Here is a 14512-nt window from a genome sequence, read left to right as displayed (position 1 = left end):
ATGAGTGTATTGGTTAATAAAAATACTAAGGTATTGTGTCAGGGGTTTACTGGAAAGCAAGGAACTTATCATTCAGAACAAGCGATTGCTTATGGCACACGTATGGTTGGTGGCGTGACACCCGGTAAAGGTGGACAGAAACATTTAGGCTTGCCGGTATTTAATACCATGCGTGAAGCCGTTGAAGAAACCAAAGCGGATGCGAGCGTGATTTACGTCCCCGCACCATTTTGCAAAGATTCTATTTTAGAAGCTGCAGATGCAGGCATTCAATTAATTGTTTGTATCACAGAGGGTGTGCCCGTATTGGATATGCTACAGGTAAAGGTCTATTTAGAGAATAATACTCAAGCCCGTTTGATCGGACCCAATTGTCCTGGAATCATTACCCCAGGCGAATGCAAAATTGGGATTATGCCAGGTTCAATTCACCTACCTGGTAAAGTAGGTATTGTTTCGCGTTCTGGAACTTTAACTTATGAAGCAGTAAAACAAACCACAGATAAAGGGTTTGGTCAAAGTACGTGTATTGGCATAGGTGGTGATCCAATTCCTGGAACCAGTTTTATTGATGCTTTAGCTCTATTTGAACAAGATCCTCAAACAGAAGCGATTATCATGGTGGGTGAAATCGGAGGTTCTGCAGAAGAAGAGGCAGCCGAATACATTAAATCACATGTTAGCAAACCTGTGGTTTCCTATATTGCGGGCGTTACCGCACCTGCCGGAAAACGTATGGGGCATGCTGGTGCAATTATTTCTGGTGGCAAAGGGACTGCAGCTGAAAAATATGCAGCTTTAGAAGCTGCCGGGGTGAGAACAGTACGTTCGCCTGCTGATTTAGGTGATGCAGTTGCCGAAGTTACAGGCTGGTAATCTATCAGGGTGTAATTCTGGGTTAAACAAGGCTACTATTGATTTCATGATTTTGTGCCTTGATGATTTTTGTCAATCCCGCGAAGGCGTAAATCTATTCTTGCACAGGCACATGTCTTGTTAGAAATGGGTTTATGCCTCTGCGAGAACAACATGTTCATGGTCAATATAAGTGAGCAACGCCATAACCCAGAACAATTGAATATTAACTCTGGGTTATGTACCCAATTTTCTTATGGTACTTCATGACAAATTTTCGAAGCATTGCAGATATAAGACGAGAATATGGTGATCTCAATTTAAGTGAACAATCACTTCCCGAAGATCCAATTGTTCAATTTAAGCTTTGGTTTGAAGATGTTTTAAAAAATGAAAAGAATGATCCTACTGCTATGGTTCTCTCCACCGTAGATGATCAAGGTTTCCCAGATTCTCGAGTTGTTCTGTTAAAAGGTTTGGAAGGGGGGAATTTTGTTTTTTTTACGAATTATCAAAGTAAAAAATCAAAGCAAATTCAAAACAATCCATATGTAGCACTTAATTTTTACTGGCCAGAAATGGCAAGACAAGTGCGTATTCGAGGTCAAATAACATCGATTGATAAAGAACAATCAGATCTATATTTTTCTACAAGACCGATCAAAAGCCAATTCAGTGCTATTGTTTCTCCGCAAAGCCATGAAATTGAAGGAAGAGAAGCATTGGAAAAAGCCCTGAATGATTTAATTCAAAAACATGGACAAGAACCCGTGTTACGTCCTACATTTTGGGGCGGCTACATGGTTATTCCTAATGAAATTGAGTTTTGGCAAGGACGGGATAACCGTTTGCACGATAGAATTCACTATTATCTAAAAAATGGGCAATGGACGTTTCATCGCCTAGCACCATAGTAATAACATGTATTGGCGGCAAAATTTGCCGGCAAGAAATTAAGTTCTGCCATAAATGTACATTTCATCCCTCTTTTTGTTCTTACTCTATTTTTTCTGTTTCTTAAAGATACAGAAAAAAACTTGGCCTGATAATTGCTTTATATAATATAGAATTATAAAAACTCTCATTGATGTTGTTGTTATTTTTTTTCAGGTTAAAGAAAAATTTGTCAAGATTTAGTAAATGTTTTTATTTGGTAAATAAGCGTTTATAGAAAGTCGTAAAATTGTTTTAAGTGTAGAAATTATTAACAGTATTAAAGGTAAATACTGTACGAATAAATAGAGGGTATAATCATGAACGACATAACAGCCTTACTACCACATATTAAATTACGTTTTAACATTGAACATCCAAGCTATGAAGACAGTTATGCATTTGGATATGAATGTGCACTGGCAGAAGTAGCGGAACAAGATAATCCATTTCGTGAAGGAACCCAACAAGCAGAACACTGGTTAGAAGGATGGTGGGATGCAATTGAGGGCGAAGAACCTTTATTTGAATTGAATGCTTTAGAAAAAGAGGAATTGACCACGGGTGAAGGGGTCGCTGCAAATGATCAAGAGTATGGTCATAAGCATGGCTTTTTGTCCCTGGTAATCGAAATTAGCGGTGCTATAGCAGCTTCTGCAATTGTTGGATACCAATTGTTTGAGTTGGTAGCATAGATTTTATACGTAAAAGTTATAAAGTGGTTGTAATTTTATTACTTTGTCGTACTAGTTTGCGTCCATTGGGATACGTAATCCCTTAGTGAGGGAGCTCCAGCAGAGATATGAACATTATAACAAAGTTATCATGTTAAAATCAGGAGATCCTTCGTCGTAAACTCCTCAGGATGACGTGATTACGAACGACATGTCGTAATATGCGTCAACCTCATTTGATATATTCTAATCTTTGAACAGCTTGAGTATCATAGACCGCATTCGCGCGGTTTCGGACGGATTAAATTCTTTATAAATTTCACTACCTATGTTGAGGCATATAGTCACATTATCACCAAGCCCCTTAAGTAAGTCGACACCAGATAATTTAAGGAGTTTTATGTCCTTCACAATATCACTAGCCCAAGCATCAAGATAGCTCATTTCAGTAAATACTGGAAGGAAGATATGCTCTCCCTCTTGTAAAAATAACACCACAGGTTGGTCATCATTAGAACTTTGTTCTACAGGGATAATGAAGTTGGCTTTAATAAATTCAAGATAAGCTTTATTCGCTTCTTTGGAATTACCAGCTGCTTCAAGAGCTTCTTTAATTGCAAGGTTAAGAGCGTTCATTTTTTGCCTTAGTTGTAATTTTGGACGATACCCCGGCATTTTGGTGTAAAAACAGCCGAAAATAGTATACATATAGCGATACTAGGTATATGTTATGCCATATATATCAAGTACGACAATTATAACCATTTTCTGTACCTATGAAAATGAAACCAAACTATGTGTTGAAATAAATGACAACAGCAGTATAATGTAGGTTTTGTTTGACAGATTTATTGCTCATTTTTTGGATAAATATTGTTAGTTTTTTTCATTTTTATACTGCTAACGATATAAAAGTGAGTTGTTAAATGAAATGCTGGCAATCTTTATCTTGGGGTTATTTTTTGATGTGTGTGTTGTAACCCTACAAAGCCGACTAGGATCTTATTAGCGTAGAGAGTTTATGAACAAAATACATGAGTCAAGAGTAGAAGTTTATACCAGTAAAAATTATATGGGATTTGCTTGGTTAGTATGGGGGTTGGCTGCTGCATTCTATTTTTCTGATTATATGGCTCGTGTTGCTCCTGGAGTAATGCATCGATACTTACAAATTGATTTTGGAATAAACGAAGCAGGTTTTGGTATTTTGACTGCCTCATTTTATATCCCTTATATCCTTATGCAAATCCCTGTCGGACTCACAGTAGACCGCTTAAGTATACGTTGGCTACTCACAGTGATGTCGTTAGTTACGGCTTTTGGCTGTTGTGTTTTTGGTCTTGCGGATAGCCTATTTATGGGCTCAATAGGTAGGATGCTTATAGGTTTTAGCGCGGCTTTTGCTTTCGTTTGCTCACTTCGATTGGCTACATCTTGGTTTCCCCCTACAATGCTGGGTTTGCTTGCAGGTTTAACACAGGCTTTAGGAATGCTAGGTGCTGCTGCTGGAGAAGCTCCAGTTTCATTTTTAGTCACTAATGTGGGATGGCGCCACAGTATGTTGATTATTGCATTTCTGTTCATTGCACTTGCAGCCCTATTGTACCAATTCGTACAAGATAAACCTGGTGAGCATCGTAGTGAGATCCGCTCTGCAAATCAGCTCAGTATTCTTCAGAGTTTAAAAGTCATATTATCATGCAGACAAACCTGGCTTAATGCGTTATATGCTGGATTTTTATTTGGACCAACTGCTGTTATTGGCGAGGCAATTGGTCCTGCATATCTGCAATTCGGCAGGGGGTTAGGTGCTCATGCGGCCGCTTTTGCTACTGGATTAATTTTTATCGGTTGGGGTATTAGTGGTCCTTTATCCGGTTGGCTTTCAGACAAGATGGGACGTCGTAAACCTTTAATGATTATTTCTGCATTATTTGGTGTCGTTTTCACATCCTTGTATGTATTTAGTCCTACTTTAAGTCAAAACTCAGCTTATTTATTGTTCTTCCTTTTTGGTCTAACCAATACCGGTGTTGCTATTGCTTATGCCGTTTCAACTGAAATCCATGATAGAAATGTGATAGGAACTTCTATTGCGTTTACTAACATGGTATCGATTTTTGTAGGGGCGTTATTGCAGCCCTTAGTCGGACGATTGGTTGACATGGTATCTGGTGCTCGTGCTTATAATGTCGAAACGTTATTACTTCCTGATTTCCAAGCAGGTTTGAAGTTGCTACCACTTTGTTCCATTATCGCACTTGTGTTGGCATTTACTGTTAAAGAAACATACTGTAAACCCCAAAAGCACGCCTAAGTGCTTGAAATTGTGTTGATTGATAAGAAAATAGTTACAACTGTTTTTTTATATGCTTATCGCACTCTGATGTTATTTGCTGTTATACTTTCAGCTGCAGTTTTGTATGCGAATTAATAACATGGAGACGAGAATGAAAAAATTTACAGGATTAGTAATTATCCTGGCCGTTCTAATTCTAGGCGGATATTATGGTATGGGCGTTCTTACTGAACGAACAATCAGAAAGAATATAGAAGTAATTGACCAGTCTAATGGGCTTTATGCTGAAATCCAACAATACAATAAAGGATTATTTAACTCTGAAGCTCAAATTAAGTGGCGCCTGCATATTCCCGAGCGTGTAGTACAAGATGAAAATGGACAGACTAAAACTCTTCCTGCTCAAGACTATAACATGGAGATGCCACTAACAATCCATCATGGCCCTTTTATTTATGCAAACAAACAATTACGTTTTGGATTGGGTTATGGTGAGGCAGTTTTTCCATTCCCTGCAGAATACAATCAACAATTTGAAGCTCAATTTACTGCAAACTCCGTAAAACCACAGTTAGATTTAAGTATTTTTGTTAATTACCTTAATGAAAGTACTGTGGAATTCAGCGTTCCTAATTTTAAATTAATTGCAAAAGATGGTTCTGGCGACCTTGAATGGTTAGGAATGAATTCAAAAACCACAATGTCTTCTGGGATGGGTAAAGTTGCTGGTAAAATCGTTCTGGATGGTTTAAAAGCTACTAAAGAGGGTACTCGAATTACTTTAAACAAGGTATCCAGTGATTATGATTTGCATGAAACACCTGCCGGATTGTATCTGGGCGATGCAAATTTCTCCCTACCTTCTTTTGATGTTTTTGTAAAAGATCAAAAACTGTTTTCGTTGAATGACCTTATAATTAAGTCAGATAGCGATATTGAACAACATCTTTTCAATACTCATTTTAACCTTGCTTTAAAATCAGTATTAGCGAATGGACAAAATTATGGTCCAGGGGAGTTGGATGTTGCTTTAAGAAATCTTGACGCGGATGTACTGGCTAAAATTAACCAACAAACAACAGCCATGCAAAATGGGAATGACACCCAACGGCAACAAGCAATGCTTGCTCTTCTCCCTGAACTACCCAAATTATTTAACAAGGGTGCAGAGTTTGAGATTTCTAAACTTAGCCTCAAGATTCCTCAAGGACAGGTTGAAGGGAATCTTTATGTAACATTGCCTAAAGGTGAAAATGCTAATCCATTTGAAATGATGCAAAAAATTCAAGGAAAGGCGAAGTTACAAGTTCCGGCAGAAGCTGTAAAAGCGGTTATGAAGCAATCAGTGATACAACAAATTTCCAATAAACCTGACTTGCAACAAACCTTAACTCAGCAGCTCCAAGCAAGCCAAGCTGCAGACCAAACAAATCAACCTGCTTTAACGCCTGAGCAATTGGCAGAAATGCAAACAAATAAACAACTAAGCGCATTACAACAAAATGGGCTAATTACAGTCCAAGGTACGGATTATGTAATAGAAGTGAGTTTAGACCAAGGTAAATTCACAATTAATGGAAAACCTTATGACCCTTCAATGATGAAATTCTAGGATGCAACTGGAGTAATTTTGTAAGGAGTAGATCGTAAAAAGCAGCCTACTCCCTATAAGAACTTTTTGAACTGATATTCAACATTATATATTGATTTTTAATACAGTTTTTTCTGTTCTACCCTTGTCTCAATGGGCTTGTTTCGGTAATATACTGTTTTTAAAAGGAGGAGCTAATAATAATGACAACAATCAGTAATGAAGTAGTGGATAACACCGCTTCACTGGCCGAAAGCGTAACTCTTTCAGTGCAAAAATATTTTTCAGAGCTTAAGGGAACTGATCCTGTTGACTTATACCAATTTGTACTTGAAGAGATTGAAACACCATTATTTCGTGCAGTAATGGAACATTGTAAATACAATCAGTCTCGAGCAGCAATTATGCTGGGGATTAGTCGTGGAACTTTAAGAACCAAATTACGTCGATATTTCGATGATAAATATGTTGGTACTCGCGACTAATAAAATTTATAGTAAAAAAAGGGAGCTTTTAGCTCCTTTTTTTTAGGTTCAGTTTTTGGCTAGAGAATCCAGTCTGTAATATAAATAGTTGTAAGGGTGTGGGGGATAAACTAAAAGATAGTGGACACTTATGATTAGTGTAGCCTGGATGAACCGAAGTGGAGAGCCCCGGGCTTCTATCAAAGATTTCCCGGTTGTTGTGGCTTTCATCCAGATTTTAAATTTATTCTGCGAACATGGAACTTACAGACTCTTCTATATTAACTCGTTTAATAGCCTGAGCCAACATATCAGATAAACTTACAACGCGAATTTTCTCACATTTACGTGCTTCATCAGACAAAGGAATAGTATCTGTTACTACAATTTCATCTAGTCCCGAGTTTTTAATGTTATTGATTGCAGGGCCAGATAAAACAGGGTGAGTAATATAAGCCCTAACACTGTGAGCGCCACTTTTCTTAAGTTCGTGTGCTGCAGAGCAAAGAGTTCCTGCGGTATCAACAATGTCATCAACGATAATGCAGTTTTTATTCTTTGGCTCACCAATAATGTGCATTACCTCGGATTTATTAGGACCACTACGGCGTTTATCGATGATGCATAACTCTGCATGGTCAAGACGTTTTGCGACAGCACGTGCTCTAACAACACCCCCGACATCAGGAGAGACAACCATCATATTTTTCAGATTTTGCTCTTTAATATCATCGAGAAGTATCGGAGTTGCATAAACGTTGTCGACCGGCATATAGAAAAACCCCTGGATCTGATCTGCATGTAGATCTACAGTAAGCACTCTACAAATACCTACTGATGCCATCATATCAGCAACAACTTTGGCTGTAATTGGCACACGTGCAGAGCGAACTCGACGATCCTGACGTGCATAACCAAAATAAGGAACTACGGCCGTGATACGAGATGCAGAGGACCTTCTTAGCGCATCAGCCATTGTCAGGAGTTCCATCAGATTATTATTTGCTGGAGCACAAGTTGATTGGATTATAAAAACATCTCTTCCTCGGACATTTTCAAGAATCTCGATCATCGTTTCCCCATCGCTAAACGTACCAACAGTCGCTTTGCCAATAGGTATTTGTAAATGAGAAGAAATTTGTTGAGCTAATTCCGGATTTGCATTTCCGGCAAAAATCATCATTGTGGACATGTGTAAAAAGCCTTTAGATCTAGGTTAATCATTTAACTTAAACACATAGCAGAAGACAGCCAAAAAGATATTATTATTATTTGAGCATTACAAGACGCATCCTTCCAGGTTATCTTCTGCTGTCTGTTTACTTGAATCAACAAGAATGTGGCAGGGGTGCTAGGATTCGAACCTAGGTATGCAGGGATCAAAACCCTGTGCCTTACCGCTTGGCGACACCCCTAAAATTTGCAGATTCTTACAATCATCCGTTATAAAATTGCGCTCATCCCTGCAAATGTGATGCGTATTTTGCAGTGGTTTTCGGAACATGTCAACTTTGAATGCAATAATTTTTTGTATTTTTAACGAGAAGTAGGAGTTGACATTGAGGCAAGAATGTCATATGTAGTTGAGCAAGTAAAGCAGAAACGAAATTTAGCAAGAAACTCCTAAACTTCGCTTCGTCCAAATTCAAGCTCAAACGCTGTATTTAAACAGTCCAGTTTTGAATCACTACTTTGACCATTACTCCATTTCCTTCAAGACGGATCATACTTGGCAGATCAATCCCTTTTACCGAAGTATATTTGGTGAAATTGATTGTATAGCCATTTTGCTTTAACTGTACCAGGTGATTGTAATCATCGCGATGTTCTGCTTGAACAGGGCCTGGAGCAGGAAGTCCTCTCACCCAATAATAAAGATTATTTACCGGGAGTCTGATTCCAGTTTGTTCTACTAATAGTTCATCAGCATTGTGTGACGTGACTTTTTTAGGCCCATCCTGGAATGTAACTATATCACCTTTTTTGTCGATAAGGACTGTTCCACCACCTAAAGGACCCATTAGTCGAATTTGATAAGCACCTGGGCCGCTTTGTTTCCAATTCATAGTAGCCGACCAACCTTTATTTTTATTTTTTGCAGCCATTGCACCACGAATTTCCCAGGAAGAAACAGTTTCTGTTTTTGCTTTACGTTGTTCTACTGGCATAACCTTGTTTTCAGGCAATTCTGCAGCAGGTCGGGGAGGGGCACAGGCGGTTAGCAAGAAAAAGGGAATTATTATAAAATGTTTCATACTTTTCATTTATCACCTCAAGTCCATTTTTGTAGTTTTTCAACTAACAATACGCTAGACTGTTCGCATATGCAATCAGGTTAATTAATATGAAATTAAAAGCAATTTATCCCGGAACGTTTGATCCGGTTACCAATGGGCATGTTGATATTATCCGTCGTGCGGCTAAAATTTTTCCTGACACGATTGTCGCTGTGGCAAGCAATAAGGCGAAACGTCCCTTTTTGCCGTTAGAAACAAGGATTCAACTTGTAGAAGAGTCAGTTGCTGATTTATCAGGGGTTCGTGTACTCGGATTTGATAATCTGTTAATCGATTTTGTATTAGAACAGAATGCGGGAATTATTTTACGTGGTTTGCGCGCAGTGTCTGATTTTGAATATGAATTTCAATTGGCGGGAATGAATCGAAAATTATCCAAGCAAATTGAAACACTATTTTTAACCCCATCAGAAAATTTTATGTATATTTCTTCTACTCTTGTGCGTGAAATTGCGAATTTAAATGGAGATATTTCTCAGTTTGTTCCTTCTTGTGTCGTACGGGAACTCCAAAAGAGACAGGATGAGCATGGAACATCGAGCATTATTTAAAGTACTTTTTCTAATTACAATCAGTGTTAATTTATTGTTTTATCCCACCATAACTAGTTTTGCCAAATCAAATGACATTCTTCCGCCGGGTTATGCTATAGCCAGCGCAAATCCATTGGCAACTAATGCAGGACTTGAAATTTTAGCAAGTGGTGGAAACGCTTTTGATGCAGCCGTTGCCGTATCAGCAGTATTAGCAGTAGTTGAACCATATCACTCCGGGCTAGGTGGCGGTGGATTTTGGCTTCTACATCAAGAAAATCAACATAAGAACATTTTTATCGATGGGCGGGAGACTGCACCGTTGGCTGCGAAAAAAGACATGTATTTGGCACCAGATGGGAGCGTGATACCAGGATTATCCTTAAATGGAGGTTTAGCTGCAGCAATTCCAGGAGAGCCTGCAGCATTGGTATATATTGCCAAAAATTACGGGCGATTACCCTTGGCAAAAACATTGGCTCCTGCCATTAAGATAGCACAAGAAGGATTTTTGGTTGATAAACAATTAAGTTCATTTTTAAAGAATGCAGATCGATTGGAACAAATCAAAAAATATCCAGCTACTGCTAAAATTTTCTTGAACAATGGGCGCCCATACCTCATTGGAGAGCGTTTAATTCAAACTGATTTGGCGAACACCTTAAAGCTCATTGCGGAAAAAGGAGAGCAAGGATTTTATTCCGGAGAGGTTGCTGAACGTTTGGTTAAAGGTGTGAATGCTGCAGGAGGTATTTGGACACTCGAGGATTTGGCTAAATATCGCATCAAAGTCAGAGAACCCTTGATTGGGGCATATCATAATATGCTAATTATTACTGCTCCTCCACCTTCAGCAGGGGGCATCGCCTTATTGACTATGCTGAATATTTTATCTCACTATTCCCTATCATCATTCTCAACAGTTCAATGGGTACATTACCTGGTAGAGTCCATGCGACTGGCATATTGGCAGCGTGAACGGTTTTTAGGCGATCCTGATTTTGTGACTATTCCTGTTGAAAAGTTACTTTCTGCAGAAAATGGCAAACAGTTAAGTACATTAATTCCTCCACATAAAGCAATTGCCAGTTCTATTTTGCAAGGGCAAACGAAAAATAATCAAGAGAAAAAGAATCGCATTACGAACACAACTCATTTCTCAATTATTGATGCCGAGGGGAATCGTGTTTCTGCAACCCTATCCATAAATTTTATTTTTGGTTCCAGTGTTGTGGCTGAAGGAACAGGTGTGTTGCTGAATGATGAAATGGATGATTTTTCGAGTAAAGTTGGCCAAGAGAATATTTTTGGCATTGTTGGCGCAGATCAAAATGCGATCGCTCCTGGTAAAAGGCCATTATCCAGCATGACGCCTACTTTTCTTGAATTACCAGGGCGCGTAGCAATTTTGGGAACCCCTGGTGGTAGTCGTATTCCTACTATGGTGTTAATTGCATCATTGGTGTTTCATGACGCGTATGGGGCAATTAGTATGGTATCGGCTATGCGTTTTCATCATCAGTATTTACCTGATGTGATACAGATTGAGCCTGATGCTTTGCCCCCATCAATACAAGAAGCATTAAAAGCCATGGGGTATAATCTAATGCAGTTAGGACAAAATTATGGTGATATGCAAGCAATTACCTGGGATAAACAAACCAATATTTTAACTGCGGCATCTGATCCGAGAGCTATAGGATTGGCAGCTTCCATAGTCAATACACCAAGTGGATATGGTGTTAGGTTCTAGTTGTTTCGTAATGTAGATACTGTCTTTAAAAGCAAGTTTATAATGAACATTTAACTTGCTTTTAAAGACAGTATTTACAACTATATTAGTGAGGAGGATTTTCTCCAACCAGCTCTTTGATTACCTCAAAAGTTTGATGAATGAGCTCATCTTTGTTTTCAAGAGTAAATTGTGATGCATCAATCGGCTTGCCTATGTGTATTTCGGCTTTTTGTTTGAGATGAAAATTAAAAGTGCGAGCCGGTAAAATATTATTAGCACCACGTATACCTATAGGAATAATGGTTGCCTTCGACTGAATCGCAGTGATAAAGCCTCCCTTTTTAAATGAGCCGAGTTTTCCATCTTTGGAACGAGTACCTTCGGGAGCAATCCACATGACAATCCCACTTTCCATTAATTTCTTGGCAAATGCCAGGTCTTTAACGGCTTGATATCTATTTTTTCGGTCAATAAAAGGAAATTCTGCCGCTTTCATTGCTTGCCCCATTAAAGGGATCCTTGAGAGTTCCTTTTTTGAGAGCATGCGAATGGAGTTATTTGGGAATGCTTTAAATGCAAGAGGAATATCGTACGCACTGGAATGATTGCACATAATAATCGTGGCATTTCCTGCTAGGGGTTGAGTATTAAAAGGGTTTATCACTTTATACTCAACTTGCACCGCATTCAGCAATTGATCAATCCAATGATGTAATGCTTTATCCGTCCACGGACGGTTTATGGTTCTAGAAAAATATTTAAAGAGACAGCGTAAGCTGGTTACTCCTGTATAAAATATGATCTTGCAGAGAATCAATGCCGTTCGGAGTTGATTTATTTTCATTAGCGCCAGGGTTAAGTAAATTAGCGGTAATATAGCGCAAGTTGATTCGATTGCCCAGATAGTTTTTTAGGTAAGAATGCAATCTTTGTCACAACTATCTGGGGTATAATGCAATTTTAGAAAAACCTATTGCCCTACCAATGGAATTGAAAAGGGAGTCGTTCGGGGGAACCATATGAATATCAAAACCGGAGGACATGATTTTGTCTTCCCCCCAACGTTCGAGCATGTAATTGTTGTATTGAAGTTGATGTAAATGACCAATTTCACTTAGTTTTTCTCTTGCCTCATATCTTCGTTCATCTTGAATGATTTCTAGATAACGCAGATTGTAATAAATATTCTCAGGCATTAGTTCCTTCGCTTTTTTGAAGTAGGGCATAGACTCTTGTTTTTTCTCCTCAAAATAAACCAGGGCATCAGCCAATAAATAATACATTTTCGCAAGCGTTTGACGCATTTCGTTTGTTTTGGATTCATTAAAGGCAATAAAAGCCCGAAGCTCCTTTTTCAACTCTTCTATTTCGCCGATGTGTTCTTTAATAAAATCAATTCGGGTATTTAAATGATCGTTGTAATCAATGGGGACAGCAAGTCGTGCAATCAAACAATCAATTTTTCGTAGTAACAATTTATTATAAACTTGTGTTAGCGCACTATTGCTATTGAGGAATAAGTACTTACTAAGATAAAGTTGTGCTTTATTCAATTGAGTGCGATCGGAATCCTTCGCAGAGTGTATTAATTCATCAACTGCTAATAGTGTAGATGCATAATTTACAGTTGCTTCCATGACAAGAGAATCGTGAGGCTCGATACCCACTATTTTTTTAGCCCGGGTTACTTGCTCTTCGGCTATTTGCACTGCTGCTTCCGGATTTTGACTCAATAACAGTCGCTTTATTCGTGATTCATTTGCATTAAATTGAGTAAAATAATATTCTCGTAAACGTTCAAGCCCATATTTATTAAATTTGAAGCCAGGATTATCTGTATATAAAGCATCAGCGTCATGAAAGCGGTTGCTTTCCATGGCACGGTCAAATTGATACAGAGTCCATTCTTCTTTCAGTATGATGTCTTGAGTGGAGTCGTCTTCCTCCATTATTTGGGGTTGGAGTCTGACTGCTTGAGCTAAATACTTAATGGTTTGATTGCCAGTGAGTAATTTGGTTATCGCCCATTTGTTGTGCTCCCTTTTAGCATCCTCTAAATAAGCTTTTGCTACTTGGGCTCGTAATTTGGAATAGGGTGTTAAATAGACAGCTTGCTCCTCGTCGTCAAAATTAACTTTAATGTAATCAACAGCTTTTTCTTGATCGTTCATATTGGCCGATAAAAATAATGCAGCAATGAGTTCTATCGCAACTTTTAATGCTTGGGGATCCAATTTTTTCTGAGTTAAATAATAATCAATAAACGATTCTTTAAACTTACTTTTGACTTCCGGAAACCATTGTAATGCTTCATGGTATTGCTGTTGCTCAACCAAAAATTGCGCATAGGCCTCAGCAAAGGGACTGGAGTGAAAACAATATGTTTTGCTGACGGATTGTCTATAACAACGGATTTGGTTTATCGCATTTTTAATCGTTTGCTTATCTTGAGGATCAATTGAGGGAATTAAATAAGCCAAATGTTCTTGTATCAGAGTCTGACCAAAAGGGTAACTTTCACGAATGGATGCATTGAACTCTGGAAAGGCGTGTGAATGAGTGATGAAATAACCCATTAATAATCGCTGTAGTTCTCCAGAGGTTTCATTTGTTCTTGATAAGTTAGTTAATTTTATAAAGCGACTAGATATGGGGAATCCATCGGTGCTTTTATTTAACTCTTTAGATTTAAAGCCTTTGATATAGCCAGTATAGGCGACTTTAGCTAAAGTCATTTCAATGCGATTAGGGTGGCAATGATTTTCAAAGCCTAACCAACCTTTAAATGATTCAAAAATAGTACGAAACCAACTAACTTGAAACACATCGATTCCATCTGTATACAATCGTTGCCGCGGATATGATGTGATTTCTCGCCAAAAGGTTTGGTATTCCTCTTCATCAAAATCATAAATAACGAAATCGGGAAGGTGAATTGTTCCTTTTTTCTGGTATTGTCGAGCGATGTGTCTTGCTAATTTTAAACACAACATAAAAAACCTCAATAAAATTAAGCAATTGTATGGTAATTTAAAATCAAGTATTGGGCAATTGAGTTATAGAATGAACAGACTATAGCGTACTCTTACACGATCGGGATTTTGCCTTTATCGCTGCATTATTTGATGCAA

The 14512-nt window shown here is 38.3% G+C and carries 13 protein-coding genes and 1 tRNA gene; 8 read left to right on the top strand and 6 right to left on the bottom strand.

Annotation, left to right across the window (positions count from 1 at the left end):
• The 3 genes from sucD to ELY20_RS02300 all read left to right on the top strand — a co-directional run bounded on the left by sucD (position 1) and on the right by ELY20_RS02300 (position 2483).
• Complete coding sequence (sucD, locus tag ELY20_RS02310; protein ID WP_110140993.1) at positions 1-876, top strand: succinate--CoA ligase subunit alpha; 876 nt, start codon at positions 1-3, stop codon at positions 874-876.
• A gap of 245 nt (positions 877-1121) precedes the next feature.
• Positions 1122-1769, top strand: coding sequence for a pyridoxamine 5'-phosphate oxidase (gene pdxH / locus ELY20_RS02305; protein WP_110140994.1), 648 nt, complete (start codon positions 1122-1124; stop codon positions 1767-1769).
• A gap of 339 nt (positions 1770-2108) precedes the next feature.
• Complete coding sequence (locus ELY20_RS02300) at positions 2109-2483, top strand: transmission trait enhancer LetE (protein ID WP_110140995.1); 375 nt, start codon at positions 2109-2111, stop codon at positions 2481-2483.
• Between the two features lie 225 nt (positions 2484-2708).
• On the opposite strand, the gene ELY20_RS02295 is transcribed toward ELY20_RS02300, so the two are convergent.
• A complete protein-coding gene (locus ELY20_RS02295; protein WP_110140996.1) occupies positions 2709-3098 on the bottom strand; it encodes an SseB family protein in 390 nt (129 codons plus the stop codon).
• Positions 3099-3483: 385 nt separating this feature from the next.
• On the opposite strand from ELY20_RS02295, the gene ELY20_RS02290 reads away from it, so the two are divergent.
• From ELY20_RS02290 to ELY20_RS02280, 3 genes are all read left to right on the top strand, one after another.
• Positions 3484-4779 (top strand): MFS transporter, encoded by a 1296-nt coding sequence (locus ELY20_RS02290; protein ID WP_165831552.1) that lies wholly within the window; start codon positions 3484-3486, stop codon positions 4777-4779.
• Between the two features lie 133 nt (positions 4780-4912).
• A complete protein-coding gene (locus ELY20_RS02285) occupies positions 4913-6373 on the top strand; it encodes a YdgA family protein (protein WP_110140997.1) in 1461 nt (486 codons plus the stop codon).
• Between the two features lie 182 nt (positions 6374-6555).
• Positions 6556-6837, top strand: coding sequence for a helix-turn-helix domain-containing protein (locus tag ELY20_RS02280; protein ID WP_003633193.1), 282 nt, complete (start codon positions 6556-6558; stop codon positions 6835-6837).
• Positions 6838-7060: 223 nt separating this feature from the next.
• Here the strand turns inward: ELY20_RS02280 and ELY20_RS02275 are convergent, their stop codons facing one another.
• The 3 genes from ELY20_RS02275 to lolB all read right to left on the bottom strand — a co-directional run bounded on the left by ELY20_RS02275 (position 7061) and on the right by lolB (position 9080).
• Entirely contained in the window at positions 7061-8008 is a 948-nt protein-coding gene (locus ELY20_RS02275; RefSeq protein ID WP_110140998.1) for a ribose-phosphate pyrophosphokinase, read from the bottom strand.
• 148 nt (positions 8009-8156) lie between these two features.
• Positions 8157-8231, bottom strand: a tRNA-Gln gene (locus ELY20_RS02265).
• A gap of 249 nt (positions 8232-8480) precedes the next feature.
• Complete coding sequence (gene lolB / locus ELY20_RS02260) at positions 8481-9080, bottom strand: lipoprotein insertase outer membrane protein LolB (RefSeq protein WP_110140999.1); 600 nt, start codon at positions 9078-9080, stop codon at positions 8481-8483.
• Positions 9081-9160: 80 nt separating this feature from the next.
• Between lolB and coaD the strand changes: the two genes are divergently transcribed.
• Together coaD and ggt are read left to right on the top strand one after the other, a co-directional pair.
• Positions 9161-9664 carry a pantetheine-phosphate adenylyltransferase gene (gene coaD, locus ELY20_RS02255; protein WP_110141000.1) on the top strand — a complete coding sequence of 168 codons (504 nt, stop codon included), beginning with the start codon at positions 9161-9163 and terminating at the stop codon, positions 9662-9664.
• Positions 9642-11399 carry a gamma-glutamyltransferase gene (ggt, locus tag ELY20_RS02250; protein ID WP_165831558.1) on the top strand — a complete coding sequence of 586 codons (1758 nt, stop codon included), beginning with the start codon at positions 9642-9644 and terminating at the stop codon, positions 11397-11399. Before coaD ends, ggt begins: the two co-directional genes overlap by 23 nt.
• 85 nt (positions 11400-11484) lie before the next feature.
• Here ggt and ELY20_RS02245 read toward each other — a convergent pair whose 3' ends face one another.
• Both ELY20_RS02245 and ELY20_RS02240 read right to left on the bottom strand, forming a co-directional pair.
• Positions 11485-12225 carry a lysophospholipid acyltransferase family protein gene (locus ELY20_RS02245; protein WP_110141002.1) on the bottom strand — a complete coding sequence of 247 codons (741 nt, stop codon included), beginning with the start codon at positions 12223-12225 and terminating at the stop codon, positions 11485-11487.
• A 94-nt stretch (positions 12226-12319) separates the two neighbouring features.
• Positions 12320-14374, bottom strand: a complete 2055-nt coding sequence (locus tag ELY20_RS02240; RefSeq protein ID WP_110141003.1) for a hypothetical protein — start codon at positions 14372-14374, stop codon at positions 12320-12322.
• Positions 14375-14512: the final 138 nt, after the last annotated feature.

It is taken from the genome of Legionella qingyii (genome assembly GCF_003990155.1).
Classification (GTDB): Bacteria; Pseudomonadota; Gammaproteobacteria; order Legionellales; family Legionellaceae; genus Legionella; species Legionella qingyii.
The sequence above is the reverse complement of the archived record's forward strand: the minus strand, read 5'-3'. Positions and strand labels throughout refer to the sequence as shown.